This is a genomic window from Nitrincola alkalilacustris (assembly GCF_008973755.1).
In the GTDB taxonomy this organism is placed as follows: Bacteria; Pseudomonadota; Gammaproteobacteria; order Pseudomonadales; family Balneatricaceae; genus Nitrincola; species Nitrincola alkalilacustris.
Genome location: NZ_WBOM01000008.1, coordinates 59,199 through 85,796 on the forward strand (window position 1 = coordinate 59,199; position 26,598 = coordinate 85,796).

General features: G+C 54.6%; 25 protein-coding genes and 1 other RNA gene. 15 read left to right on the forward strand and 11 right to left on the reverse strand.

The window, feature by feature from the left end:
• Positions 1-9 precede the first annotated feature (9 nt).
• From hslO to F7R27_RS14515, 5 genes are all read left to right on the forward strand, one after another.
• Complete coding sequence (hslO, locus tag F7R27_RS14495) at positions 10-885, forward strand: Hsp33 family molecular chaperone HslO (RefSeq protein ID WP_151704987.1); 876 nt, start codon at positions 10-12, stop codon at positions 883-885.
• A 290-nt stretch (positions 886-1,175) separates the two neighbouring features.
• Positions 1,176-2,723: a phosphoenolpyruvate carboxykinase gene (locus tag F7R27_RS14500; RefSeq protein WP_151704988.1), complete on the forward strand. Its 1,548-nt coding sequence runs from the start codon at positions 1,176-1,178 to the stop codon at positions 2,721-2,723.
• A 291-nt stretch (positions 2,724-3,014) separates the two neighbouring features.
• Positions 3,015-5,003 carry a methyl-accepting chemotaxis protein gene (locus F7R27_RS14505; protein ID WP_168927518.1) on the forward strand — a complete coding sequence of 663 codons (1,989 nt, stop codon included), beginning with the start codon at positions 3,015-3,017 and terminating at the stop codon, positions 5,001-5,003.
• A 53-nt stretch (positions 5,004-5,056) separates the two neighbouring features.
• Entirely contained in the window at positions 5,057-6,112 is a 1,056-nt protein-coding gene (gene dinB, locus F7R27_RS14510; RefSeq protein WP_151704990.1) for a DNA polymerase IV, read from the forward strand.
• 99 nt (positions 6,113-6,211) lie between these two features.
• Positions 6,212-6,727 (forward strand): hypothetical protein, encoded by a 516-nt coding sequence (locus tag F7R27_RS14515; protein ID WP_338088406.1) that lies wholly within the window; start codon positions 6,212-6,214, stop codon positions 6,725-6,727.
• Positions 6,728-6,748: 21 nt separating this feature from the next.
• Here the strand turns inward: F7R27_RS14515 and F7R27_RS14520 are convergent, their stop codons facing one another.
• Positions 6,749-7,669 carry a DMT family transporter gene (locus tag F7R27_RS14520; RefSeq protein WP_151704991.1) on the reverse strand — a complete coding sequence of 307 codons (921 nt, stop codon included), beginning with the start codon at positions 7,667-7,669 and terminating at the stop codon, positions 6,749-6,751.
• A gap of 111 nt (positions 7,670-7,780) precedes the next feature.
• Complete coding sequence (ppx, locus tag F7R27_RS14525) at positions 7,781-9,301, reverse strand: exopolyphosphatase (protein ID WP_151704992.1); 1,521 nt, start codon at positions 9,299-9,301, stop codon at positions 7,781-7,783.
• A gap of 206 nt (positions 9,302-9,507) precedes the next feature.
• On the opposite strand from ppx, the gene trxA reads away from it, so the two are divergent.
• The 4 genes from trxA (at position 9,508) to F7R27_RS14545 (ending at position 13,690) form a co-directional block, all read left to right on the forward strand.
• Positions 9,508-9,834, forward strand: a complete 327-nt coding sequence (gene trxA / locus F7R27_RS14530) for a thioredoxin TrxA (protein ID WP_151704993.1) — start codon at positions 9,508-9,510, stop codon at positions 9,832-9,834.
• A gap of 229 nt (positions 9,835-10,063) precedes the next feature.
• The gene (gene rho / locus F7R27_RS14535; protein WP_151704994.1) at positions 10,064-11,323 is read left to right on the forward strand and encodes a transcription termination factor Rho; all 1,260 of its coding nucleotides are present in this window, start codon (positions 10,064-10,066) and stop codon (positions 11,321-11,323) included.
• 123 nt (positions 11,324-11,446) lie between these two features.
• Positions 11,447-12,952, forward strand: coding sequence for a 4-hydroxy-3-polyprenylbenzoate decarboxylase (ubiD, locus tag F7R27_RS14540; protein WP_151704995.1), 1,506 nt, complete (start codon positions 11,447-11,449; stop codon positions 12,950-12,952).
• Positions 12,953-13,690, forward strand: coding sequence for an NAD(P)H-flavin reductase (locus tag F7R27_RS14545; RefSeq protein WP_151704996.1), 738 nt, complete (start codon positions 12,953-12,955; stop codon positions 13,688-13,690).
• Between the two features lie 261 nt (positions 13,691-13,951).
• Here the strand turns inward: F7R27_RS14545 and F7R27_RS14550 are convergent, their stop codons facing one another.
• From F7R27_RS14550 to hemC, 4 genes are read right to left on the reverse strand one after another with little or no spacing between them, the layout of a single operon-like run.
• Positions 13,952-15,214 (reverse strand): heme biosynthesis HemY N-terminal domain-containing protein, encoded by a 1,263-nt coding sequence (locus F7R27_RS14550; protein WP_151704997.1) that lies wholly within the window; start codon positions 15,212-15,214, stop codon positions 13,952-13,954.
• On the reverse strand, positions 15,211-16,380 hold the full coding sequence (locus tag F7R27_RS14555) for a uroporphyrinogen-III C-methyltransferase (protein ID WP_151704998.1): 1,170 nt from the start codon (positions 16,378-16,380) through the stop codon (positions 15,211-15,213). The genes F7R27_RS14550 and F7R27_RS14555 overlap by 4 nt, the downstream gene beginning before the upstream one ends.
• The gene (locus F7R27_RS14560; protein ID WP_151704999.1) at positions 16,377-17,201 is read right to left on the reverse strand and encodes a uroporphyrinogen-III synthase; all 825 of its coding nucleotides are present in this window, start codon (positions 17,199-17,201) and stop codon (positions 16,377-16,379) included. The genes F7R27_RS14555 and F7R27_RS14560 overlap by 4 nt, the downstream gene beginning before the upstream one ends.
• Positions 17,194-18,132 carry a hydroxymethylbilane synthase gene (hemC, locus tag F7R27_RS14565; protein ID WP_151705000.1) on the reverse strand — a complete coding sequence of 313 codons (939 nt, stop codon included), beginning with the start codon at positions 18,130-18,132 and terminating at the stop codon, positions 17,194-17,196. Before hemC ends, F7R27_RS14560 begins: the two co-directional genes overlap by 8 nt.
• Positions 18,133-18,320: 188 nt before the next feature.
• On the opposite strand from hemC, the gene argH reads away from it, so the two are divergent.
• A complete protein-coding gene (gene argH / locus F7R27_RS14570; protein WP_151705001.1) occupies positions 18,321-19,715 on the forward strand; it encodes an argininosuccinate lyase in 1,395 nt (464 codons plus the stop codon).
• A gap of 64 nt (positions 19,716-19,779) precedes the next feature.
• Here argH and F7R27_RS14575 read toward each other — a convergent pair whose 3' ends face one another.
• Entirely contained in the window at positions 19,780-20,295 is a 516-nt protein-coding gene (locus tag F7R27_RS14575; RefSeq protein WP_151705002.1) for a glycine cleavage system transcriptional repressor, read from the reverse strand.
• An 89-nt stretch (positions 20,296-20,384) separates the two neighbouring features.
• Between F7R27_RS14575 and F7R27_RS14580 the strand changes: the two genes are divergently transcribed.
• Together F7R27_RS14580 and F7R27_RS18935 are read left to right on the forward strand one after the other, a co-directional pair.
• Positions 20,385-21,296 carry an AEC family transporter gene (locus tag F7R27_RS14580; RefSeq protein ID WP_151705003.1) on the forward strand — a complete coding sequence of 304 codons (912 nt, stop codon included), beginning with the start codon at positions 20,385-20,387 and terminating at the stop codon, positions 21,294-21,296.
• A gap of 219 nt (positions 21,297-21,515) precedes the next feature.
• Positions 21,516-21,641, forward strand: a complete 126-nt coding sequence (locus F7R27_RS18935) for a hypothetical protein (protein WP_276612569.1) — start codon at positions 21,516-21,518, stop codon at positions 21,639-21,641.
• Positions 21,642-21,669: 28 nt separating this feature from the next.
• On the opposite strand, the gene F7R27_RS14585 is transcribed toward F7R27_RS18935, so the two are convergent.
• The 4 genes from F7R27_RS14585 to F7R27_RS14600 all read right to left on the reverse strand — a co-directional run bounded on the left by F7R27_RS14585 (position 21,670) and on the right by F7R27_RS14600 (position 23,125).
• Entirely contained in the window at positions 21,670-22,263 is a 594-nt protein-coding gene (locus F7R27_RS14585) for a 5-formyltetrahydrofolate cyclo-ligase (RefSeq protein ID WP_151705004.1), read from the reverse strand.
• Between the two features lie 7 nt (positions 22,264-22,270).
• A non-coding RNA gene (gene ssrS, locus F7R27_RS14590) (6S RNA) lies at positions 22,271-22,449 on the reverse strand.
• A gap of 158 nt (positions 22,450-22,607) precedes the next feature.
• The gene (locus tag F7R27_RS14595; protein WP_151705005.1) at positions 22,608-22,919 is read right to left on the reverse strand and encodes a cell division protein ZapA; all 312 of its coding nucleotides are present in this window, start codon (positions 22,917-22,919) and stop codon (positions 22,608-22,610) included.
• On the reverse strand, positions 22,916-23,125 hold the full coding sequence (locus F7R27_RS14600; RefSeq protein WP_151705006.1) for a TIGR02449 family protein: 210 nt from the start codon (positions 23,123-23,125) through the stop codon (positions 22,916-22,918). Before F7R27_RS14600 ends, F7R27_RS14595 begins: the two co-directional genes overlap by 4 nt.
• Before the next feature lie 198 nt (positions 23,126-23,323).
• On the opposite strand from F7R27_RS14600, the gene F7R27_RS14605 reads away from it, so the two are divergent.
• The 3 genes from F7R27_RS14605 to ubiH all read left to right on the forward strand — a co-directional run bounded on the left by F7R27_RS14605 (position 23,324) and on the right by ubiH (position 26,577).
• On the forward strand, positions 23,324-23,917 hold the full coding sequence (locus F7R27_RS14605; protein WP_151705007.1) for a UPF0149 family protein: 594 nt from the start codon (positions 23,324-23,326) through the stop codon (positions 23,915-23,917).
• Between the two features lie 82 nt (positions 23,918-23,999).
• The gene (pepP, locus tag F7R27_RS14610) at positions 24,000-25,328 is read left to right on the forward strand and encodes a Xaa-Pro aminopeptidase (RefSeq protein WP_338088407.1); all 1,329 of its coding nucleotides are present in this window, start codon (positions 24,000-24,002) and stop codon (positions 25,326-25,328) included.
• 4 nt (positions 25,329-25,332) lie between these two features.
• On the forward strand, positions 25,333-26,577 hold the full coding sequence (gene ubiH, locus F7R27_RS14615; RefSeq protein WP_151705008.1) for a 2-octaprenyl-6-methoxyphenyl hydroxylase: 1,245 nt from the start codon (positions 25,333-25,335) through the stop codon (positions 26,575-26,577).
• Positions 26,578-26,598: the final 21 nt, after the last annotated feature.

Genomic DNA, 26,598 nt, shown 5'->3' on the forward strand with positions numbered 1-26,598 from the left:
AAAACCAGGATGAGTACAGCTGATACAATTCAACGCTTTCTGTTTGATGACCTGGATGTGCGGGGTGTGGTGGCCGGGTTGGAGCAGAGCTATCAGGAAGTGCTGAGCCGAAATGCCTATCCTGCTGCCGTACAGAATCTGCTGGGTGAAATGCTGGCAGCAGTCAGTCTGCTCAGCTCCACGCTAAAGTTTGAAGGGCGTCTGCTGCTTCAGGCACAGGGTGACGGGAGTGTGCGTCTGCTGATGGCCGAGTGTAACCATCAGAATGAGCTGCGTGCCATCGCCAGACTCAACGATGAGTTACCGGAAGACACTTCTCTGGCCAGCCTGCTGGGTAAAGGGCATCTGGCGCTGACCATAGAGCCTGCCAATGGGCAGCGCTACCAGGGTATGGTTCCGCTTGAGGGGGGAAGCCTGGCCTCCTGTCTGCAGGACTATTTCATGCAGTCTGAACAACTGTCTACTCATATCCAGTTGGCAGCGGATGGTCAACATGCAGCAGGACTCATGTTGCAGATATTGCCGGGTGTCGAAGAGGTGAAGGAGGATTGGCACAGAGTTGAAATGCTGGCACAGACCCTGACACCGGAAGAGCTGTTGTCCTTGAACAATGAGGAGCTGCTGTATCGGTTATATCATCAGGAGACCTGTCGTCTGTTTGAAGCTAAAGCCATACGTTTCCATTGCGACTGCAGTCGTGAGCGTTGTGCTCAGGCGCTCAAGTTCATGACCGAACAGGAGTTGAATGAGATGCTGCTGGAGCAGGGTGGGCTGATAGAGGTGGACTGCCAGTTCTGTAATGAGCGCTACGGATTCGACACTACAGACATCACCGCGCTCTATGCTGAGGGTGGTCACCTGGGTAATCAGGAGCAGTTGCATTGATCCGGTAGTGATCAGAAGATCAGCACCGGCAGCGTCTGCAGACTGGAATTATACTTTAGTTGTTTCTTATATGCGTCGGTGGCTAAGGGATAACCCGAGTGATCCCATTGCGCTTTTTTTTATGTAATAATGCTCGACCCCATAATAAGATTGAACAATGAGCTCTGACACCCAGACCTGGGATCAGGCAATAGAAACGGCAGAATCTGCTTTCGGTCGCGCTGATTTGTGACCGGGGGTGATGTTTGCTCTCCAGGTAATCATTGGCTCATAGCCAAGGGAATTCTGTAATGACTGAACAGACCGCTAATAACGCACACCAGAACCTGAGCCCCGCCGAACTGGTGGAGTTCGCTGTCCGGCGAAACGAAGGTGTGCTGGCAGACAGTGGTGCCCTGGTGGTGACCACCGGTAAACGTACCGGCCGCTCTCCGCTGGATCGCTATATTGTCAAAGAGTCATCAACGGCTGACGACATAGATTGGGGTGGTATCAATCGCCCGTTCGATACAGATAAATTTGATGCACTCTGGGCGCGGGTTGAAGCTCATCTGGCAGACCGCGAGCACTTTGTTGCGCAGGTTCATGTGGGCGCAGATCCCAGTCACTATCTTCCTGTTGTCATGTCGACAGAGACGGCCTGGCAGAACCTGTTCGGTCTGAATCTGTTTATCCGCCCGGAAACCTATAACCCGGCTGGCAAGGGTGAGTGGCAGGTACTTAATGCTGCCGGTTTCGAATGCGTGCCCGAGCGTGATGGCACCAACAGCGATGGTTGTGTGATTCTGAACTTTGCACAGCGCAAAGTGCTGATTGCCGGTATGCGTTACGCCGGTGAGATGAAAAAAGCGATGTTTTCAGTGCAGAACTTCCTGCTGCCGGCGCATGATGTGCTGCCGATGCACTGTTCTGCCAACGTTGGAGATGATGGTTCCACTACGCTGTTCTTCGGTTTGTCGGGCACCGGAAAAACCACCCTGTCAGCTGATCCTGATCGTTACCTGATCGGTGACGACGAGCATGGCTGGGGTGAAGGGGTTGTGTTTAACCTCGAAGGTGGCTGCTATGCCAAGACCATCAACCTGAGCCAGAAAAATGAGCCAATCATCTGGGATGCTATCCGCTTTGGCGCCATCGTTGAAAACGTCACACTGGATGAGAATCGCAAGGCTGACTACTGCAACACCTCGCTGACCGAAAACGGTCGTTGTGCTTACCCACTGCAGCATGTCGAGAAGCGCACCGAGACCAACATGGGGGCTGAGCCTGATGCGATTGTATTCCTCACTTGCGACCTGACCGGTGTTCTGCCTCCCGTATCGGTGATGACCAAGGAAGCGGCAGCCTATCACTTCCTGTCCGGTTACACGGCGCTGGTGGGTTCGACAGAAATGGGCTCTGGCGGCGGTATCAAGTCTACCTTCTCCACCTGCTTTGGTGCGCCTTTCTTCCCGCGCCCGGCACATGTGTATGCCGACCTGCTGATGAAGCGTATTGAAGCCTTCGGCTCGCGTGTTTACCTGGTTAATACTGGCTGGACAGGCGGCTCTTACGGCACGGGAACGCGTTTCAGCATACCAACAACACGTGGCATCATCAGTGCGATTCAGAGCGGTGCGCTGAAGGATTGCGAGACGGTGGCATTGCCCGGTATCAATCTCTCAGTTCCCGTCAGTGTACCTGGTGTTGATGCCAGCCTGCTCAATCCACGTGAGACCTGGCAGGACAAGGCTGCTTATGATGCCGCAGCGGCTGAGTTGATCGGTAAATTTGTCGAAAACTTCAAGAAGTTCGATGGTGTCTCTGCAGCTATCATCGCTGCAGGTCCTCAGCTTTAAGTCACAGGCAGAGGCGGCCAGATTGCTGGCCGCCTCTGTATCTCTTCCTTCCCTGGTTGTCGGATAACCACCCCGATAGTTCTTTCAATGGGTGGATTTCCGCACATTTATGTTGCTCCGGCGCCTCTCCCTGATACTGAAAAAAGCTCATCTGACTGATTTCAAATAAGTTATTATTTTGTGGCATCTCCCTTGCTGTTAATGAACTAAAATTCAGTGTAAGGACAGCAATCTGCAGCTTGCTGTCACTCTGTATTGGCACTGAACCGGTTGATGAAGTGGGAGAGCAGGGTGAATAATAATAAGAGCAACGTCAGGTCGCTGGGTGTACTGGGTAAATCCCTGGTCGCACCGGCTTTTCTATTGGTGGTCATCATACTGGTGGGTACCATTGCAGTGCTGAATCTGGGCAGTGTCAGCCAGACAACTACTGTCATTACCGGCAATATGGTTCCCAACACCGGTCGCGCGACCGAAATCATGCGCTCCATCTATGACGAGCGGCTGGCGATGTTCAACTTCAGAATAAGTGGCTCTGTGGAAGATGCCGCAGCCTTCACCAGCTATCGCAATCAGAGCCAGGGCTTGATACAGGATGCTGGTGAGCATTTCAATGATGAGCAGCGACAGCAGATGATCAATGCGCTGGCATCCCGGCATGGTGCTTTTGGGCGCCGCTTCAGCGAAGAGTTGGTACCTCTTCATACAGAAATCAACGAGATCAGAGAGCGCTTGCTGAATGATCTTGGTCCGGCGGCGCGACGTGAAATTGAACGTCTGGTTGAAACTGCGTTGGTCAGTGGACGTTTGACCGAAGTGCGTGTTGCTGTTGCGGCACAGGGACAGGTGCTGAATGCCAGTACGCAGGTCGGTCTTTTCTCTGTCACCATGGATAACGCGGCTCGCCGTGAAGCGGGATTTCTGATTGATGATGCGCGCTTCACGATCAGTGATTTTGAAGAGATCGCCGGACTGGAGACTCAGGTGATTATTGCGGACCTGGCCCGAACCTGGGAAAGCTATGAGCAGGCATTCACTCAACTGACGGAGCTGACAGATCGTTATCAGCAGATTCTTGCAGAGCACATCCTGCCGGAGGGGCCTGAACTGACAGATGCAGCACATGCTCTTCAGCTGCATGTTTTCAGCAGCCTGGAGCAGGTCGGTGATGAGACTCAGCAGCAGATCAGCACAGCCAGTCTGATCATGATCACGCTGGTGGTCGCAGCTGCTCTACTGGGAGCAGCCATCGCTTACTTGATTACCCGCAGTGTGGTCAGGCCGATGCTGTCCGCCAGTCATGTGATCGAGGATATGGTTCAGGATCTGCGAGACAGGCAGTGCAATCTGGGTAAAAGATTGCCAGTCACAACACGTGATGAGGTGGGTGTACTGGCGGGTAATACCAATGAGTTCTTTGCGACACTACAGGAGGTGATTGAGCAGTTCCGCAGCAGCTCGCAGCAATTGCTCAGCGCCTCTGACAAGCTGTCTGATGTATCACAACAGACCAGTGATGGTACTCAGCGACAGAAAAATGAGACGGTAGAAGTTGCGACGGCCATGGAGGAGATGGTCAGTACGGTTACAGATATTGCGAAAAGTGCGGCCGAAGCTCAGGCGCTGGCCGAGCAGACAGATCATGATGCCGGTGAAGGCAAGCAGATGGTTACTCTGATGATCGACAGTATCCGTGATCTGGCAGGTCAGTTGCAGGAGATGGCGCAAGGCATCACGGAGCTTGGGCAGCATACGGCATCCATTGGTCAGGTGCTTGATGTGATCAAGGGAATCTCGGATCAGACCAACCTCCTTGCTCTGAACGCGGCAATAGAAGCCGCACGTGCCGGTGAAAGTGGACGCGGTTTTGCTGTGGTGGCCGATGAGGTTCGTACACTGGCACAGCGCACACTGGATTCCACCGTGCAGGTGCAGTCCTTTGTGGATAATGTGCAAAGGGGAACCGAGCGGGTCGTACAGAAGATGCAGGATTGCCAGAAATCGAGTGAGATGACGGTGGAAAAGGCAGGTTCAGCCAATGAGTTGCTGAACACCATCACTACCCGAGTGTTGGCGATCAAGGATATGAACACGCAGATTGCAAGCGCTGCTGAGGAGCAGAGTCTGGTGTCTCAGGAGATTACACAGAGTGTTGATCGTATCCGGCATATCGCCGAAGAGTGTGCCACGTCTGCTCTCCATTCGTCCGAAGCCAGTCAGGATATGGCACGACTGGGTCAGCAGTTGAATGGAATTGTCAGTCAGTTCGAGCGCCCATGATTTATGAGTGCTGATGGATAGCGGGCGGAGCAGGCTGCGCTTACAATCAGCCTATGAGAAAGATCCTTCATAGCGATTGCGACTGCTTTTATGCAGCGGTTGAGATGCGAGACAACCCCGCCCTGCGCGGTATACCCATGGCTGTTGGTGGTGCCTCGGATCGCCGCGGTGTGATTGCCACCTGCAATTATGAAGCACGACATTATGGCGTGCGCTCGGCGATGTCGACGGCCCGTGCGCTGCAGTTATGTCCGACCCTGACCCTGGTATCTGGCCGGATGGAGGCGTACAAGGCGACGTCGCGCCAGATCATGGCAATCTATCAGGATTACACGGATCTGATCGAGCCTCTGTCACTGGATGAAGCATTTCTGGATGTAACGGATTCAGAGGTCTGCCGTGGCAGTGCCACATTGATTGCACAGGAGATACGCCAGAGGGTCCGCGAAGAGGTTGGCGTAACGGTGTCCATAGGTGTTGCTCCGAGTAAGTTTCTGGCCAAGATCGCCAGTGATTGGCACAAGCCGGATGGCTTGTTTGTCATTCTGCCAGATCAGGTGGATCAGTTTGTCAGTGAGTTGAAGATTGAAAAGCTTCACGGTGTCGGTACCAAGACCGCAGAAAAGCTGCATCAGTTGCAGATCTATACCTGTGCCGATCTGCGCCGGCAACCGCTTGAGTTTCTGATGCGTCATTTTGGTCGTTTCGGTCAGCGCCTGAGCCAGTTGGCCTGGGGGGTAGATGAGCGACCTGTCAAAACCAGCTGGGTGCGCAAGTCTATCAGCACCGAACATACCTATGCGCGTGATCTGCCGGATCTTGAGGCTTGTCTGTCTCATCTGGATGAATTGCTGGAAGATCTGCAGCAACGCTATGTCAAGCTGCGTGGCTATCATATTCGGGGAATACTGGTGAAGATGAAGTTTCATGACTTCACCCAGACCACGGTCGAGTCCGGTTGCCTGCAGCCGACACGGGAGCTCTATCAGACACTGATGGTGCAGGCCTGGCGGCGCGGTGAGCGGCCGGTCAGACTGCTTGGAGTTGGTTATCGCCTTGAATCGGATAGTGAGCACCAGCTTACCGTACAGCAGCTGTCACTCTTCTGAGGTGGTACGGGAGTCAGTGTTCGGGGTGCGGTTGCAGTAGTCTGTTTTTTGTTCTTTCAAGAGTAAGTGCTAGGCTGACAGTCAGGAAGAGGAAGTGGCATGATGACCAGCAGTCAGCAGGAGAAGATCAGAATTGAGCATGAGGCCGCCCGTGTTTTCATGCGTCAGTATGAGCGTAGCTTTCATGTACCGATGCGGCATATCTGGCACAATGAGCCGCGAAAGCCTGATGTCTCCTGTTATCTGGATAAGGTACGTCTCGACCTCGAGATTGCACACCTTTATGGCAGTGAGGAGGAGGCGATGCTGGTGCTGGGCAGGGAGCTCAGTGATGAAACTCGCATTGCACTGCAGCATCTGCTGCAGACAGAGCCTGATCATCGTCTGTTGATGGCGCTGAATACCATACTGCAAAGCAAGTCACTCAAGCGCTATCACTCCGAGAGAGTCTGGCTGGTGATTCGTAACGCCAATCCTCTGTGGACCCGCGGCGAGCTGCTGGAAAACCTGGATAAAGTCAGTGTGCCGCCAGAGCATCCGTTTGAGCAGATCTGGTTGCTGGGTGATATGGTAGGAGCGTCGGGGATTGCGCAGCTCTATCCAGATTATATTTAACAACCTATATTCAACAACCTGTCAGTCTGGTGAGCGAGGGATATCTCTTGGATCAGGTGCACCACGGGCCGCTTTATGATTCATGCGATAAAGATCCAGCAGTGCACTGCCTGCCAATACCGAGAGTATCAGTCCACCACCGATAAAGGCCAGAGTAGTAGGCAGCTCGCCAATCCACCACCATACCAGCAGTGTACCGAGGATTGTTTCCAGTAGAATCATCAGGCTGACCTCAGCTCCCGGCAGATAGCGCGGTCCGCTCTGGATCAGAAAATAGGCACAGGGCAGGAAAAACAGGCTGAGCAGCAGCAGGCGTTTCATATCACTCCACTCTGGCAGGCTGGCGCCACCCATCAACAGTGCAGGTATCAGCATCAGGGCGCAGGCCAAAGGCAGAATCACAGTGGTATCAACACCTCGCTGAGCACTGGCGACGGTTGTATTGAGGGCCATCGCGACGGGTAGTGCCAGTGCCACGACCAGGCCAATTGGATTGCCGGCCCCGATTTCGCCAGCCACCATCAGGATTGCGCCTAATACGCACAGGATTATCACGATCCAGGTCTGCAATCGCAGTTTCTGCGAAAAGAAGATCAGTCCGATGATACCGGCAATCAAGGGTGCCATATTCTGTATCACCAATACATTACCGGCAGCGGTAAGACGATTGGCTGCCACAAAGCTCCAGGCACCACAGGCGATCGCTACCGGGCAGATCCAGGCGGCCAGGCCGCAGCGTTTTATCGCCTGTGGCAATTCGGTACGGTAACGCAGCAGGGCTACCAGCAACAGCACGCTGCCAAGCAGCAGTGCTCGCCAGAACATGAAGGTGGCGACGTCCGTCTCAGTGTCCTTGACGAACAGGGCATCGGGAGAAAGCATCAGAACGCCCGTGCCGGTAATCAGATAGCCCTTGAGCCGCAGTGGCATCCTTTCCCACATCAGTTTTTCTCCTGATCAGTTGTGGCTGTAAGTATGCGCCTGGCAATTATTGTCATGTGCCTGAGAGCGCCGCCGGAGATCTTTGTTCGCGACGCTGTCAGGCATCTGGTGTCAGTCCAGCTTCAACTTATAGTCGATAGCCCGCAGGAATTCGATCTCCTGTTCAAGATCCGCCTGCGTCAGTGGATGCTGTGTCAGCCAGCCCGGTGGAAAACTCAGATGTATTTTCTGATCCTCGACACGCAGATTGAATGCGGGCAGACGAGCCTTGCTGCGACTGCGGTGCAAAATGATTGCCAGGCGCAGGATCAGGCACAGCTTCAGATAGGCATCCTGCTTCTGTTTAGGCAGCGCACGAAGGTCATCCTTTGGAATCTTGCGCCGATGGCCGCGTACCAGAAATGCCAGCAGCAGCTGATCAAGGTTGCTGAAACCGGGCAGGTCGGAATGCTGCAGCAGATAAGCACTGTGGCGATGAAAACGCGAGTGAGAGATGGTCAGGCCTATTTCATGACTGCGGGCAGACCAGCACAGCATATCGTGATACTCAGGATCGCCGAGGTTCCACTTGTCCTTTATCTGAGCCAGTGCTATCAGTGCCGTGGCCTCGACAGCAGCTGCATGTTTGGTATCAACATGATAACGGCGCATCAATGCAATAATGGTTCGCTCACGGACATCTTCATGGCGCAGCCTGCCTGCCATGTCGTAAAGTACACCCTCGCGCAGTGCGCCATCTGAGTACTCCATCTCCCTGATGCCAAGGGAGTTGAAGGCGGCTGTCAGAATAGCAAGACCTGCCGGCAATACGGCAACACGCTCAGGCTTGATATTATCAAAGCTGATCTTTTCCACATGACCCTGTTTAAGCAGATAGTCCTTCAGTTTACGAATGGCGGTCGCAGTCAGGCTGATTTCACAATAGCCCAGTGCTTCGCAGGCCTGCTTGATCGCCTTGATGGTGCCAGATGAGCCTGCGCAGCTACTCCAGCCGAGCCTGCGATAGTCGCGCCGAAGTGACAGTAACTCCTGCTGTGCTGCTGTTTCCGCCTTGGCGAAAGCGGATTCGCTGATCTGGCCGCCGTAAAAAAACTGTTTGGTAAAACTGACACAGCCCATCTGCAGGCTTTCCAGCAAGCGGGGCTCGAAGCGCTCACCGATAACGCACTCGGTGCTGCCACCACCGATATCGATCACCAGGCGCCTGCCACTGTCATGAGCAAGCGTATGGGAAACACCAAGATAAATCAGGCGGGCTTCCTCGCGACCGGCAATGATCTGTACCGGAATGCCGAGAATCTGACTGGCACGCTCAATGAACTCATCGCTGTTCAATGATTCGCGAAGCGCATTGGTACCCACGGCGCGAATCGACTTGCGCGGGAGGTCGGTCAGGCGTTGAGCAAAACGACTCAGACACTCAAGTCCAACCTGTTGTGAGGCTTCGCTGAGCAGGCCAGATGAGTCGAGTCCTGCAGCCAGCTGCACCTTCTCAGACATCACATCTATCGGCTTGAGCTGTCCGTCCACCAGCCGGGCAACTACCATATAGAAACTGTTGGAGCCCATATCAACTGCCGCCAGCAGTGAGCCTCTTTCTGTCTGATCCGGTGTGCTTTCCTGATCGTACATGAGTGCGATGTCCTTTCTTCCGAGTGTAGCCAAGCGATTTAAGGTCAAGGCATTTTGCCAGAGGCGAGAGGGCTAAAGAAGCGCGAATATCAATTAATCCTGCAATTGATTCGATCAGCAGGTGTTCACAAAGATTTGATGCAGGTGTTATCATCCCTTTCTTATTGTCGAATAAAGAGCAGCTGGTGCTGTGGAGAGAGTATCTCATGAGTGAAAACATCGTTAATGTCACCGATGCGACTTTCGAAGACGAAGTGGTAAAGGCCGAAGGTCCCGTACTGGTTGATTACTGGGCTGAATGGTGTGGTCCATGCAAGATGATTGCGCCTGTTCTGGAAGAGATCTCCAGAGAGTACGCCGGAAAATTGAAGGTCTGCAAACTGAATATCGACGAAAACAATGAAACACCACCCAAGTTCGGTATTCGCGGTATCCCGACTCTGATGCTGTTCAAGGGCGGTAATGTTGAAGCCACCAAGGTCGGTGCTCTGTCAAAATCACAGCTGTCTGCGTTCATCGACGCCAATCTGTGATGCCTGCTGCCGTGGAAAGCGTGACTATGTTGAGCCAGGTCACGTTTTCTCTCGGTAAGTGCTGGACATGGCAAAATAAAGCCTTTATATTGAAGTTACGTGCACTTTTTCATCTTTGTCCTGCGCACGTAGTTGATCATAACTGTAGTTGATCAGAACCGAATCTTTCCAACTAACCTCCTCATTTCCATTCATATTTCAGTCCCTAGCGGCTGCACCTAAAGACACTATGAATCTTAGCGAATTAAAACTTAAAAGTGTTCCAGACCTTCTGGAAATTGCGAACACCATGGGCCTCGAAAACATGGCCCGTTCCCGTAAGCAGGATGTCATCTTTGCGATCCTCAAAAAGCACGCCAAGAGCGGCGAGGATATTCATGGTGATGGCGTTCTCGAAATTCTCCAGGACGGTTTTGGGTTTCTTCGCTCAGCCGACTGTTCTTACCTGGCCGGGCCCGATGACATTTATGTATCACCGAGCCAGATACGCCGTTTCAACCTGCGTACAGGCGATACGATTTCCGGGAAGATACGCCCCCCGAAGGACAGCGAACGCTACTTCGCGCTGTTGAAAGTCGACGAGATCAATTTTGATCGTCCAGAAAACGCCAAGAACAAAATCCTGTTTGAAAACCTTACCCCTCTCTTTGCTCAGTCCCGTATCCGTATGGAAGTGGGTAACGGCAGTACCGAAGATATCACTGCGCGTGTTATCGATCTGGTATCGCCGATGGGTAAGGGGCAGCGTGCGCTGATCGTGTCGCCGCCAAAAGCGGGTAAGACGCTGATGCTGCAGAATATTGCCAACAGCATCACGCGTAACAGCCCTGATTGCTACCTGATTGTCCTGCTGATAGATGAGCGTCCTGAGGAAGTGACCGACATGCAGCGCACCGTGCGTGGCGAAGTGGTTGCCTCCACCTTCGACGAGCCGCCATCACGCCATGTGCAGGTTGCCGAAATGGTGCTGGAAAAAGCCAAGCGCCTGACTGAGCACAAAAAGGATGTCGTGATTCTGCTCGACTCCATCACGCGTCTGGCACGTGCCTATAACACGGTTATCCCCTCATCCGGTAAAGTACTGACCGGTGGTGTGGATGCGCATGCTCTGGAACGCCCGAAGCGTTTCTTTGGTGCAGCACGTAATATCGAAGAGGGTGGCAGTCTGACTATCATCGCCACGGCGCTGGTAGATACCGGCTCCAAGATGGATGAAGTGATCTACGAAGAGTTCAAGGGTACCGGTAATGCCGAAGTGCACCTGGATCGTCGTATTGCCGAGAAGCGCGTGTTCCCGGCTATCAATATTCGTCGCTCCGGTACACGTCGTGAAGATCTGCTGACCACCGAGGATGAGCTGCAGCGCATGTGGATTCTGCGTAAACTGCTCGACCCGATGGATGATTCCGCTGCGACTGAATTCGTTATCGATAAACTGAAGGACTTCAAGACCAATGAAGAGTTCTTCCAGTCGATGAAGCGTAAGTAAAAAAGATCCAATCCACGGGAGCCAGCGTAAATTCTGGCTCCCGTATCCTCTGATAGTGTGGCCGACCATTCGGATTATGAATGGGTTGTTGCTTCCTTATCTCAGATCAGACAAGCTTGAATCATGTCGACTCCCAAATACAAAGATCTGCGCGATTTCATGGCGCTGCTGGAATCTCGCGGTGAACTTAAACGCATCAGTTTTCCTGTCAGCCCGCATCTGGAAATGACGGAAATAGCGGACCGCACCCTGCGTGCCGGTGGTCCGGCACTGCTGTTTGAAAACCCTGTCGGTTACCGCTTCCCGGTCCTCGCTAACCTGTTCGGTACGCCCGAGCGGGTGGCGTTGGGTATGGGGGCTGAATCGGTCACGGCACTGCGTGATGTCGGGCATCTGCTGGCGCAGCTGAAAGAGCCTGAGCCGCCGAAAGGGCTGAAGGATGCCTGGGAGAAACTCCCGGTGTTTCGTCAGGTGCTGAACATGGGGCCCAAACTCCTCAAATCGGCACCCTGTCAGACGCATGTCATCGAAGGCGATGATGTCGACCTGTATCAGTTGCCGATTCAGACCTGCTGGCCCGGTGATGCCGGTCCTCTGGTGACCTGGCCGTTGGTGATCACACGTGGGCCGAACAAGCCACGACAGAATCTGGGTATCTATCGGCAGCAGTTGATCGGGCGCAACAAGCTAATCATGCGCTGGCTGGCGCATCGTGGAGGTGCGCTGGATTTCCGTGAGTGGAAGCAGCAGCGCCCGGGTGAACCTTTTCCCGTAGCCGTGGCTCTGGGTGCCGACCCTGCGACGATTCTGGGTGCGGTGACACCCGTACCGGATACTCTATCGGAATATGCGTTTGCCGGTTTGTTGCGTGGCGGCAAAACGGAGGTGATCAAGTGTATCGGCAGTGATCTGCAGGTGCCGGCAAGTGCCGAGTTTATTCTCGAAGGCTATATCAACCCGGATGAGATGGCCGACGAAGGGCCCTTCGGTGACCATACCGGTTATTATAATGAGGTGGATCGTTTTCCGGTGTTTACCGTTGAGCGCATCACGCATCGTAATAGTCCGATCTATCACAGTACCTATACCGGGCGTCCACCGGATGAACCCGCTGTGCTGGGTGTCGCGCTGAACGAAGTATTCATTCCGATTCTGCAAAAGCAGTTCCCCGAGATAGTCGACTTCTATCTGCCACCCGAAGGCTGTTCCTACCGGATGGCGATAGTGACGATGAAAAAACAGTACCCAGGGCATGCCAAGCGGGTGATGCTCGGTGTGTGGTCTTTTTTGCGTCAGTTCATGTATACCAAATTTGTGATTGTCTGCGATGATGATATCAATGCCCGTGACTGGAAGGATGTGATCTGGGCCATCACTACGCGTATGGATCCGAAGCGCGATACCGTGATGATCGAGAACACGCCGATCGACTATCTCGATTTTGCTTCCCCGGTCTCCGGGCTGGGATCGAAGATGGGGATGGATGCGACCAACAAGTGGCCGGGTGAAAGCACGCGAGAGTGGGGAGAGCCCATTGTCATGGATGCAGCGGTCAAACAACGAATTGATGAGATCTGGGATGAGCTGGGCATCCCTGAAACGGATCGAAAGGATCGGAAGGAAAGCTAAGTGAATAAACGTCTGACTGATATTGTGGCGGTTGAGCGGTTGAACCGGGATGTGTTCAGGATAACGCTCTCTCTGGTGGCTTCTGATACCGACAGTCTGGATTTTTGTGCAGGTCAGTATCTCGATCTTTCATTGCCGGATGGCAAGAAAGCCTCTTTCTCCATCGCTTCGGCCCCGGATCTCGGGCGAACACTGGAGTTGCATATCCGGCATATGCCGGGCAGTGTCATTAATGAAGGCATTCTGGACCATCTGCAGACACAGCAGCAGGTGGAGATCACCCTGCCCATGGGGAGCTGTTTTCTAAAGGCCTGCGACATCGCTGATGAGAGTGCGCATCTGGTATTTGCCGCGGCCAGTACCGGCTTTGCCCAGACCAAGAGCATGGTCGAACATCTGCTGGCCAATGGCATCAGCAATCCGATTGATGTTTACTGGGGCGCGCGGGTAGAGGAGGATATGTATCTTGAAAATCTGGCAAAGCAGTGGGCCGAACGCCATGCCAATCTCAGGTTCATACCGGTTGTAAGCGAGCCGTCCAAAAGCCCTGGCTGGACGGGCCGTACAGGTTTGTTGCCGGATGCAATCAGTGAAGATCTGACCTCTGTCGATAATGTCCAGCTTTTTGCCAGTGGTTCGCCAGCAATGGTCTATGCGCTGCTGGACAGGTTTGAGGCTCGTGGGCTGAAGCCGCAGCAGATTCACTCCGATGTTTTTGCCTATGCGCCAAGGCCCTGATTGTGGCGAAGTATTGAAACAAGAAGCCGACCGTTAAACGCCTACTTCTTTTATGCCCAAAGAAAAGGGGTCAGGTACATTTACAGAAAAGGGGTCACAGAAAAGGGGTCAGGTACATTTACGGTGGAAAAGGGGTCAGGTACATTTACGGTGCAGAAAAGGGGTCAGGTACATTTACGGTGAGCCGTAAATGTACCTGACCCCTTTTCTTTTCACCTTTTCATGACCCATTTCAGGAGCAGTTGCCAGCGATGCGTTGCTTCAGGCCGGGGTCGCGCTACCGGCCAGAGCAGGCTGTGGCATGGGCAGTGATGGCAGTCCCTGTCCACTGACCTCCACGGCACGTCCAACCATCTGTTGTGCCTGCTCCTTATCGCCCAGATGGTGATAAAGACGGCTCAGTTCGCCATAGGCTTCGGCTGTGGGCTGCAGTCTCAGACTGGATTCAAAATACTCCACGGCCCCACCCCAGTTATGATTCAGCAACGACAGGCGGCCCAGTGTCAGCATCAGTTCTGCACTTTCACCCTGTTGTTCCAGCCATTGTCTGGCTGTGTCGAGCTGTTTTTTCGGTTTGCCACTGTTGATACAGCCATACTGTATTACCAGCTTGTTGCTCCAGTGCTGATTCAGACTGTCGCGCAGCAGGGCCTCGGCCTTGCTTCCCGCATCCAGCTTCCCCAGTAGCTCGGCATAGCGACTGACCAGTGCCTCCTGCGACGTGGCGGGTGTTGGCAATTTCTGCCAGAAGGACTGCAGTGCTTTCACGCCGGCTTCATTCGTCGAATCATCTGCCTGGCTCAGTATCTGCTCCAGTTGAATGAGATAGCACTGCTGTTCCAGTGCGAGTTGCTGCTCCTCCGTCAGTGCACGATGACGTCTGAGCACCGGCAGCAGCTCGGATAGCCCTTGCCAGTCCTGCAACTGCAGATAGGCGTCCTTGAGCAGCAGCATTACCTGAGTGTTTTTGGGAGCAAGCTTGCGCAGGTTCAACAGGTTGTCGAGTGCTTCACGACTCTGACCTCTGGCCAGCTGAATCTGAGTCTGGGCCAGTGTCACTGCTGTTTCGGCATCGGGTTCGGCTTTCAGAGCCTTGCTGAGCAGTTCATCTGCACCCGCCTTGTCGCCGGACTCGTGTGCGGCCTTGGCCGCTGCCAGCAGGTTGATCAGGGGTACGGAGGCGTCGTCGGCAGATCTGACCAGTTCACGCCTGGCCTTGAGCCAGTTGCCTTCCGACATTGCCAGCATCCCTTTCAGGGTGGCTTTGCGTGCAGCCTGCTGGCGTCGCTTCAGGCGCCACTCTTTGATGCGGCCTGTTGGCAGACCCATGCTGCTGATCAGGTTGAGCAACAGGTGCATGACTATAAAGGCAACCAGCAGTATCACCAGCATCACCCAGATGCTGGTTTCGACTGTCGTGTGTTGATACGCCAGCAGGACATAACCGGCATCCTGTATCATCAACTGACCGAGCCAGGCTCCGGCCAGCAGCAGTATGAGCAGCAGGAGAAAGAGTTTCTTCATGAGCGAGCCCTCTCCAGCTTGAGTCGTCTCAGTTCCGCCAGGTGAGCCTGCAGTGCCTGCAGTGAGCCGGATATCGCAGGGATTTCTGGTGCGACATTCAGGGTTTCAAGCTCACTGATGCCTCGCAGCAGAGCCTGTGTAGTGCTGTCCTGGGGTTCAAAGTAGGTGTTGATCCAATCAGCGGCCTTGCTCAGGCTGTCGTCATAGGCGGCCTGCTGGCGCTGCAGCAGCGATAGTTGCGCCTGCTCGAACATCAGCTCCAGGTTCTGCTTCAGATAATAGGCCTGTTCAGGTGACAGCAGCGGTTCGATCGGCTCATTGTGGCGTTGGATCACAACCAGCTGCTCAAACTTGTCCATGGCACGATTCATCGCCGCCTTTGCCCCGCTGCCCCAGCTCTCCTTGAGGCTGTCGGGTGTCATCTCCTCCAGCAGGTTGGGCAACTGACGTCTGTCGGTCACGGGAATCTGGCGCAGCTGCGATGTCTGCTGCTTCATTGCGCTCAGACGCAGGAATACTCCCTCCGTATCCACCTGAGGTACCGCTTCGAGGGCGGCGATATCAGACGCCAGCGCTTCCCTGACGGGGTAGAGGGATACGTCGTCGGCTTCAAGCAGTATCTCATCAGCAGATTTGAGTAGAGTCAGTGCTCCACTGGCGGTCTGCTCCATCAGTACGCGCTGGTTGGCAAGGCGCAGCAGATATTCGGTCTCGGCCAGCAGCCAGTCCTTGTCGGAGGTGCGTTGCTGAGCAGTGACCTGCTGGATGCTGCGGGTCAGCCTTTCATGCAGCTCATCGACATTGCGTTGTCCGGTTTCGGCACTGGCCTGAATCTGTCCCAGTTGCTGATTGATGCTGCTCAGGTTCTGGGATACATCGGCGCGACTACCCGCAAGGCTTGATTCGACCTGGCTGAGCAGGTTGCTTTCCAGGTTCTGTGCCTGTTGCTGCAGTTTCAGATTTTCCCAGATCAGATAGCCACTGAGCAGCAGTGCGATGATCGCCAGTATCAATGCGATAATGCCTGGCCAGGCTGTGCTCCTGCCAGCTATCGTGCTTGTTGCTGTTGCTGATGTCGGCTTTGCAGCATCGACTGGTGTGGTTTTTTCAGTCGCTGTATCTGCCTTGCTGTCTTGCTTGACCTGGTTGTCTGGGGTTTCTTTCATGCCGGTTTTTCCAGTTTGTTGGCTGGTATTAAAGCCTGAACCATTGATTGGTCATCAGGTCCCTGCGCGATAGTGATCTGTGTGAAGCCAAGCTGCTCTGCCAGTCTGGCAATGCGTGGGCTGGGCAGGATCAGTCGTGTCTCAAGCAGTTGCTTACGTTGAGCGTCTGATGCCTGATCGGTGATCTGCATCAGGTTACTCAGTCCATCTCCGCTTGTGACCAGCATAGCGGATATTGGCTGATCATAAATAGTACTTTGGACAATAGCCTGAGGATAGCGAGGACAGCGGCGGTAGTAAACGGTTGCACAGTCGACGCGGGCACCTCGGGCGCTGAGTGTGTCGTATAGCAGCTCGCGACCACTGTCACCACGCAGGATCAGAAAGCGTTGGTCTGTGATCTGTTGCAGGGAGTTGGCCTGCAGCAGTGCTTCCGAATCAAATCCACCGGGTTGATGCCATGCCTCGAATCCCAGCGTCATGAGTGTGTCGCAGGTCTGGCGACCTATTCCGATCCAGTCTACGCCCAGTGGCAGCTGGGGCCAGTAGGCATCGATCCAGGCAGCTCCCTGACGTGCGGCATTGGCGCTGACAAAGATCACGCCGGTATAGAGGTCAAGATCAAGAATGCAACGCTTCAACTGCTGAAAATCAGCGGTGTCTGTTTCGCACACAGGCTCAATCTGCAGCAGTGGCAGCGACAGCACCTGCCCCCCGAGTGAGGTGATCAGGTCTGTCTGTCCCTGTGACTGATGCGCGGGTCGGGTCACCAGCACCAGTTGCCCCCGCAGGGGCGCTGCCTCAGGTGATTTTTTAACCACGCTCGCTGTAAACCTCTTTCAGGATCTTGTCAGCACCCGCTGCCAGCAGGCGATCTGCCAGCTCGATACCCAATGCCTGGGCATCGGCAGATGCGCCGCGAATCTCATCGCGCAGCACCAGTGTGCCGTCAGGGCGGCCGACAAGGCCACGTAACCAGAGTTGTGACTGGTCATCGCTGAGCACGGCGAAGCAGCCGATCGGGACCTGGCAGCCACCTTCAAGCCTTCTGTTCAGCGCTCGCTCGGCTTCTACCTGAAGGGCCGTGGCGCTGTGATGCAGCGGTGTCAGCAGTTGGTGCAGCTCATGGTCATCCGTGCGACATTCGATACCCACGGCACCCTGTCCGCCAGCAGGAAGGCTTTCCTCGGGAGGCATCTGATAGCGAATACGCTCATCCAGCTCCAGGCGCAGCAGTCCGGCGGTGGCCAGAATGATGGCGTCGTATTCGCCTGCATCCAGCTTGCCCAGACGGGTCTGAACATTACCGCGCAGACTGCGCACTACCAGATCGGGTCGCCGTTCGCGTACCTGTACCTCACGACGCAGCGAGGAGGTGCCGACACAGGCGCCTTGTGGCAGATCATCCAGATTGGCGTAATGATTGCTGACAAAGGCATCGGTTGGATTTTCCCGCGGGCAGATCACTGCCAGCCCAAGTCCAGGTGGGAACTCCATCGGTACATCCTTCATAGAATGCACAGCAATATCGGCACGATCCTCCAGCATCGCAGTTTCCAATTCCTTGACGAACAGTCCCTTGCCGCCGATCTTGGCCAGTGGCGTATCCAGTATCTTGTCACCCTGGGTGACCATGGTGACCAGCTCAATGGTCAGGTCCGGATGGTGGCGCTCAAGTTCGGCCTTTACATATTCCGCCTGCCAGAGGGCAAGCAGGCTGCGACGGGTGGCGATGCGGATGGTTCTGCTCATGGCTTATCAGGGTCCTGTCTGCAGGCCGATGACCTGTACTGAAATAAAGAGTCGAAAAATGGTGTTCATTGTAACAGATCCCTGCTGCGTTTTATCACGGGCTGTTTTATTACAAGGCCCCCATCGTCGGGTAAGCCTGATATAATCGGCGCATATTTGCCTGGCTTCTATTCCTGGAGATTTCGAACATGAGCAACAAAACCAACCAGCAGTGGGGTGGTCGCTTCACTGAGCCTACCGATGCCTTTGTCGCGCGCTTCACCGCCTCTGTCGAGTTCGACAAGCGCCTGTACAAGCATGATATCCAGGGTTCGATAGCGCATGCGCGCATGCTGGCAAAAGTCGGCGTGCTCACTGAGCAGGAGCGTGATGATATTCTGCGTGGTCTGGGCGAAATTCGCATCGAGATCGAACGCGGTGAATTTGAATGGTCGATCGAGCTGGAAGATGTACATATGAACATCGAAGCGGCATTGACGCGCAAGATCGGTATCACCGGCAAAAAGCTGCATACCGGTCGTTCGCGTAATGATCAGGTTGCGACCGATATTCGTCTTTATCTGCGTGAAGAGACGGATCTGATTCTGGATGAGATCAGCCGCCTGCAACAGGGCTTGCTGGATCTGGCGGAGCGCGAGGCCGATACCATCATGCCCGGCTTTACCCATCTGCAAACAGCGCAGCCCGTGACCTTCGGCCACCATCTGCTGGCCTGGTTCGAGATGCTCAGTCGCGACTACGAACGCTTTGCTGATTGCCGCAAGCGGATCAATATCATGCCACTGGGGGCGGCTGCACTGGCGGGGACCACTTATCCCATTGATCGGCATTACAGTGCCGAACTGATGGCGTTTACCGCACCTGCCAACAATTCGCTGGATGCGGTGTCGGATCGCGACTTTGCAATTGAATTCTGTGCCGCATCCAGCCTGCTGCTGATGCATATGACGCGCATGTCGGAAGAGTTGGTGCTCTGGACCTCGGCGCAGTTCGGCTTCATCAACCTGCCGGATCGTTTCTGCACCGGCTCATCGATCATGCCGCAGAAGAAAAACCCCGATGTGCCTGAGCTGGTTCGTGGCAAAAGCGGGCGTGTCTATGGCCATCTGATGTCACTGCTGACACTGATGAAGTCTCAGCCGCTGGCCTATAACAAGGATAATCAGGAAGATAAGGAGCCCCTGTTTGACACAGTGGATACCGTCAAGGGATGTCTGCGCGCTTTCGGCGACATGGTTCCGGCACTGGAGTCACGCAAGATGGTGATGCGCGAAGCAGCGCTGCGTGGCTTCTCAACCGCAACCGATCTGGCTGATTATCTGGTTCGCAAAGGTGTGGCTTTCCGTGATGCGCATGAAATTGTCGGGCTGTCGGTTGCCTATGGTATCAAGACCAGTCAGGATCTGGGTGAGATGACGCTGGAGGAGCTGCAGCAGTTCTCGGACGTGATTGAAGCGGATGTATTTGAAGTCCTCACGCTGGAAGGCTCAGTGGCGGCTCGTAACCACATCGGTGGAACTGCGCCCCAGCAGGTCAGGCAGGCGGTTATCCGTGGGCGTGAATTGCTTGCCGGACGTGAATAAACTGTTGTGAATCGCTGATCAGACCCCGCCCTGCGATCAAGTGGGCGGGGGTCTGATCGGTTTATCAGCGCAGGCTTATATCAACCATCAGATCGTTTGCCAGACTTTCCAGCGCTTCCTGAAGTTCATCCAGATCCAGATCATCCGGAACACTGAGTTGAGCATCGGCCTGGAACAGCTGTTCTCCTGACATGGAGCCGGACACCAGTAGTGTGGTCAGGCGTTCGACATTGACCTGACGCGCAGCCAGGGCCTGCGAAATCTCCTTGACGATGCCGGGACGGTCGTGTCCAATCAGTGCCAGTGAAATGGCGCGGCGAGATGTTTCGGTTGTGCTCTCCTCGCCGGCTTCGACGGTGACCTTCAGGCCCTTGCTTTCAAGTGCCTGGAGTGCCGCGATCAGCGCTTTGCTCTGGTCCGACGGCACCTGAGCGATCATGATGCCGGCAAACTTGCCCGCCAGGCGTGACATGCCTGATTCCAGCCAGTTGCCCTGATGTTCAGCGATGGTACGTGAAAGCGCCTCGACGAGGCCGGGTCTGTCCGGTCCGATGACGGTCAGAACCAATGAAGTCATCATGTTCTAGCTCCTGATACACATATTGATAAACACATTTTCGCTTGCTTTTAGAGTAAGCCATTGCAGCCTTTTTAGCGACTGAAGAATCGATGCAACAGATCCTGAGTGCCCTGTGGCCGGTGTTTGCCCTGCTGATGCTGGGTTATCTGGCGCGTGTCTTTCGTTTTCCCGGCGAGTCCTTCTGGCAACCGGCAGAGCGAGCGACCTATTATATTCTGTTTCCCGCACTGCTGGTGCGCAGGCTCAGTGATGCCAGCCTGTCGGGCGACGAGTCGATGGCGCTGGTGCTGGCGGTTGTGCTGTTGCTGGCGCTGGGTACGTTGTTGTGCTTTCTGTTGCGTCCGCTGCTGAAATTGCAGCCTGCAGCCTTTACCTCTTTTTATCAGGGTGGGATGCGCTTCAATACCTTCGTTGCATTGGCGGCATCGGCTGCACTTTATTCCGACTCCGGCCTTGCCTTGGCCGCCGTGATAGCGGCAGTAATGATTCCGCTGTTGAACCTGCTCTGTATTCTGGTCTTTGCCCGTTATACAGCTGCGTCACCCTCCTGGTCCGGCGTGTTGAAAACACTTTTGACCAACCCGCTTATTCTGGCTTGCCTGCTGGGGCTGCTGATCAATGTCACTCTCGGCGGCTTACCGGTGCTGGTGGTGCCGGTTTTTGATCTGCTGGGGCAGATGGCACTTCCGCTCGGTTTGCTGGCGGTGGGGGCGGGGCTTTCGCTGCCGGCGTTGAGGCATGCAGGGCGGGCGTTTGCAGCGGCGTCTGCGATCAAGCTGCTCGCCTTTCCTCTGCTGGCCTGGGGGTTGGCGCAGTTACTGCAACTCAGTGCTGAGGCAACTGGCGTGTTCCTGCTGTTCGCCGCTGTTCCGACCGCAACCTCTGCCTATATCCTGGCGCGTCAGCTGCAGGGTGATGCGCCCCTGATGGCTGCGATCATTACCGGGCAGACACTCCTGTCGATGTTGAGCATGCCGTTGATACTGCATCTGCTGGGTTAGGTGCCGTTAATAACTCGGAAAAAGACTGTCTTTTCATGAGGAGGTGGTTGAAATCTGAGTGCTTGTCTTAATAGTCAGAGTTAAACTCAGGAAAAATTGAGATATTATCAGAATTTCTATTGCATTTTTTTGTCAATATGAAAGACTGTAATAATAACAATGGAGCAAACAAACGTTTGCTTGTAAAGTGCGCAATCCATAACTTAGAAGAGACAAAGAATGAAAAAGGGTCCCGATCTGATACTGATTCTGATCCTGGTGTTTATTGTCGGTACTGTAATGACCGGTTTTTCCCAGAGCGGCTTCGAGTTGGCATCTCTGGTGCAGCAGGTCTTCAATAGCTGACTGTCAACTGACTATAGGCACGAACTGGCTATCCGCTGACGGGGTAGAATTCACCGTCCGTCAGAATACCCTGCAGCGGTACATCCCAGGCTGCAGTCGGTAATTTTTCCACCTTCTGAAAATCATGAGCCAACCCGATCAGGCGTGGTCCCTTCATGCCTTTATGGTTGAATTTGAAGCTGAAGGTTCTGTCGTAGTAGCCTCCTCCCATACCCAGCCTCCCACCCTGAGGGTCAAATGCGACCAGTGGCATCATGACCAGATCCAGTGCCCAGGCAGGCCTGCGTCTTGCGCGCGTAACCACGGGTTCCAGAATCTTGTAGCTGTTGCGGCGCATGCGTGTTGATGGCTTATAGGGTAGAAACCACAGACAGTTGTGTGAAATAGGGTGCAGCACTGGCAGGAGGACTGTCTTGCGGAGCTTCCAGCAGAGCTTGATCATGGCGGTGGGGTCGATTTCGCCGTCATTAGGCAGATAAAGCGCTATATGTTGTGCCTGGCGGAACCAGAGCTGATTCTGAAGTGTGCGCATGGCGCGCTCACTTGCTCTGAGTTGTTGCTGAGGGGTCAGATTTCTGCGCTTGGCGCGCATCTGCTTGCGCAGCTCTCGTCGCGCATCCATTTTGATGGGGTCTCCCGGGGTGCCGTTATTGATTGTGGCCCTGAACCGTAAGGTTCAGAGTGGTAGCAACGCTTGATGCATCAGGCTTTCCGTCAGCGGACATGCTCACAGCATCGAACGGTTGCTGCCTGAGATTTGGATATAGGCTCGAGGGACGTAACCAACTCGCGAACACCTCAGGAGACACCTTCATTATACTGGAAAAGCATTCGATGTCAGGTCTTGTAAAAAACTGATAATCTGCTAGGGGTTGCTATCCCACTGATACGAAAACCGAATATAACGCATGAATTATTTTCAGCCTGCCTGTATGCGACCTGCGGCTGGGTTTCAGCGGCGATGCGCTACTCCTTATCCCCTGTGGCCTCCATCCGCGCCAGTGACTGATCGATCTTGCCGCTGATTCTGCGCAGGTGACCCTCTACTATCTGTCGCTGCTCCTCCTTGCTCTTGATCAGCTCATGTGATGTATTGAGGGCAGCCATGATCGCAATCCGTTCCAGCCCAACCACCTTGCCACTGTTATGTATCTCTTTCATTTTCTGATTGAGAAAGTCGGCGGAGGCCAGCAGCTCTGCTTCAGCTCCATCCGGACAGCTGATGGTGTATTCCTTTCCCAGAAGTTTTACGGTGACACTGCGCGCACTGTTGTTCATGAGCTTTGCTCCAGAGATTTCAGGCGCTGAATCATCGCCTCGACCTTGCCTTGAGTCTGGTTGCTGAGCTGGATGAGCTGTGCACGCTCCTCGCGCAGCTTGCTTTCCTGATCTTTCAGGCGCCGGTTTTCCCGCTCCAGATCATCAATTTTATGGATCAGGCGGTCGATTTTCTGTTCAAGGGCGTTAAAGTAGTGTTCGGTCATTTCCGGCTCCGATGGCTGATTGCAGCAATATAAACAGCCAGCGTTTGGGGGTCAATCGGCATACCTTGGCTGGCAGTCGGAAAGTATAGGCCTGGGGAGGCAGTTCCCCATGTGACTGAGGGGGTTATTCAAACTTGCTGCAGATGCTAGCATACACGCTGTTGGCATACCTTCAATCTGATCCGAAATAATTCATATATGACTGATGACAAGAGTACGATAGGGCAGTTGCCCGACTTTGATACGCTGGCAAACAGCCTTATTGAGGAGGGCGTGCTGACGGTAGCCCCCTCCGAACTGCATGGCATGCTGTCTGGCCAGCTTGCTGCCGGCGCTCGTTTTGACCCGGATACACTGCTGCGTGTAGTTGCTGAGCTGATGGATCTGGATATCCTCAACGGGGAAAATATCAAACTGATTTTGCTGGAACTCTACCAGACCACGCTGGCGCAGTTGCAGTCGACAGAGTTTTCGCTGCAACTCCTGATGCCGGATGATGTCCACCAATTGGAACAGCGTGCAGATGCTCTGGGTGGCTGGTGCAGCGGTTTTCTGTCTGGCTTCGGCCTCTATGCTGCACGACATGCCAAACTCAGTGAAGAGGTCACGGAAACACTGCATGACCTGGCGCAGATCGCGCAGATAGCTGCTGAAAGTGAAGCGGCAGGTGATGAGGATGAGGCGGACCTGATGGAAGTCTATGAGTATGTCAGAATGGCGGCGCTGCTGGTGTTTACAGAGTGTAATCCTGAGCCGGATGATACCGACGAGAAGCAGCCCCTGCTTCACTGATCGCTTTTTTACTGATCACTTTTTCACAGATCGATAGCGTTGTCTGTCGAAATGCCCTGACATCACGGATTCAGGTAAGAGGATGCTGAAGTTGAAGATTTCCCAGTCGCAGTACAAGGCCAGACGTACAAGGTTGTTGCAGCAATTGCCATCTGACAGCGTGGTAGTGTTGCCTGCTGCCACGCATCTGCATCGCAATGCGGATGCGGAATATCCCTTTCGACAGAATAGTGATTTCTATTACCTGACCGGATTCAATGAGCCGGATGGTTTGCTGTTGCTGCTGCCGGGGCGACCTGAGGGCGAGTATATCCTGATCTGCCAGCCGCGTGATCCGGCGATGGAGGTCTGGACCGGCTATCGTGCCGGCCCTGAAGGCTGTTGCGAAGTATACGGTGCTGATCAGGCGTTTGTGCTGGGTGAGGCAGATGAAAAGCTGCCGGAACTGCTTGATGGGCGTCGCAGCCTCTACTATCCGATGGGACAAAGCACGGCCTTTGATCAGCGGGTGCAGGCTTGGCTCGCTACACTGCGCAAACGCGTCCGTCAGGGTTGTGAACCACCTGAGGCCCTGCTGCAGATAGATAGCCTGCTGCATGAGATGCGGCTGATCAAGGATGACGAGGAGGTGGCGGTGATGAGTGCAGCTGCCGATATTTCAGCCGCAGCGCATGTGAAGGCGATGCAGCAGTGCCGTCCTGGTATGATGGAGTACATGCTCGAAGCCTGCATCATGCATCATTGTGCCATGCAGGGTGCGCGTTTCCAGGCCTATTCTCCGATCGTGGGCGGCGGCGAAAATGGCTGTATTCTGCACTATATTGAGAACAGTGCTCCCCTTTGCGATGGCGATCTGGTGCTGATAGATGCTGGCTGCGAACTCGACTGCTATGCCAGCGACATCACGCGTACCTTCCCGGTCAACGGCCGATTCAATGAGCAGCAGCGCGCCCTGTATGAGCTGGTGCTGGACACTCAACTGCAGTGTATTGAAGCGATCCGGCCCGGCGTACCCTGGAATGATATTCATGATCTGTCGGTAAGGGTCATCACCGCAGGTCTGATCAGGCTCGGTCTGCTTAGCGGGGATCTGGATGAGCTGATCGCTTCCGAGGCTTATCGTCCTTTTTATATGCATCGCAGCGGTCACTGGCTGGGTATGGATGTACATGATGTTGGCAGCTATAAGCAGCAGGGCGAGTGGCGACCACTGGAGCCCGGAATGGTGCTGACGGTCGAACCGGGTATCTATGTTGCACCTGATAATGAAGCGGTTGAACCTCACTGGCGAGGTATCGGGATACGTATCGAGGATGATGTGCTGGTGACACCCGAAGGCCATACTGTATTGACGGCTGCGGCTCCGAAGTCGGTAGAGGCAATTGAGCGCTTGATGCGGGAGGCGCAGTGACGGGATGAAAACCGAATATGACCTGCTGATTGTGGGTGGTGGGATGGTGGGGGCCAGTCTGGCCTGTGCCTTGCTGCCGCTGGCGCGTCGTTATCAGCTCAGCATTGCTCTGGTGGAGGCGATGCCCCTGCCGGATGCCGGCAGCAGTGTGTATCAGCCGAGCTATGATGCCCGATCGACTGCACTGGCCTATGGTGCGCGTACTTTTTACGAACAGTTGGGGATCTGGGCTGAGCTGAGTCGCCATCTGACCGCGATCGATCGTATCCATGTCTCGGATAAAGGACAGTTCGGCGCCACTAGGCTGAATGCAGAGCAGGAGCAGGTCGAAGCGCTGGGCTATGTGGTCGAGAACAGATGGCTGGGTCAGGTGCTGCTGCAGCATATACGTGAGCAGGGCAGTGATCTGATCGACTTCATATGTCCTGCCGAAGTGGTTGATATGCAACCCTGCGAAACAGGCTATGAGGTGGAGTTGTCTGCGCCGGAATCGCAGCGCATCGGGGCTCGGCTGGTGGTGATGGCCGATGGTGGGCGATCAGCGCTGCGCAACCGTATGGGGATAGGGTACACGGAGCAGCCTTACGGTCAGTATGCAATCGTCGCTAACCTGAGCCTGGATCGACCACATCGGAATATTGCCTATGAGCGCTTTACCGCTACCGGCCCTATTGCGCTGCTGCCGGGTGAATCTGTGGCAGGTGAACATCGTTGTGCGCTGGTCTGGACGCTGCCCGATGATGAGCTGGCGGCGGTCACTGAATTGAGTGACGGCGCCTTCCTGAAACAGCTGCAGGAACATTTCGGTTATCGCGCGGGGCGCTTTATTCGTGTCGGCGCCCGGCATCACTATCCGTTAAAGCTGGTGCAGGCCGAAGAACAGGTCAGGCGGGGGCTGGTGGTATTGGGTAATGCCGCGCATGCGCTGCATCCGATTGCGGGGCAGGGGTATAACCTGGCACTGCGTGGGGTGGTAGGGCTTGCAGAGATGATCGCCATGCAGAGCGAGCAGGGTGGTGCGCTGGGTGATCTGGCTGCGTTACAGGCTTATGAGCAGAAACGACGCAAGGATCAGTTTCGCACCATAGAGTTCAGCGACCGAACCATGAAACTGTTCACTAGTCAAAACAGTCTGCTGCGACTGGGCAGAACGGCTGGTTTGCAGTTCATGGATATCTGTCCGTCTGCAAAAACCCTGTTTGCCCGTGCCGCAATGGGGCTTGATATGCCCGCCATGCGGTTGCCTTGATGATCAACAACTGAGGAAAGA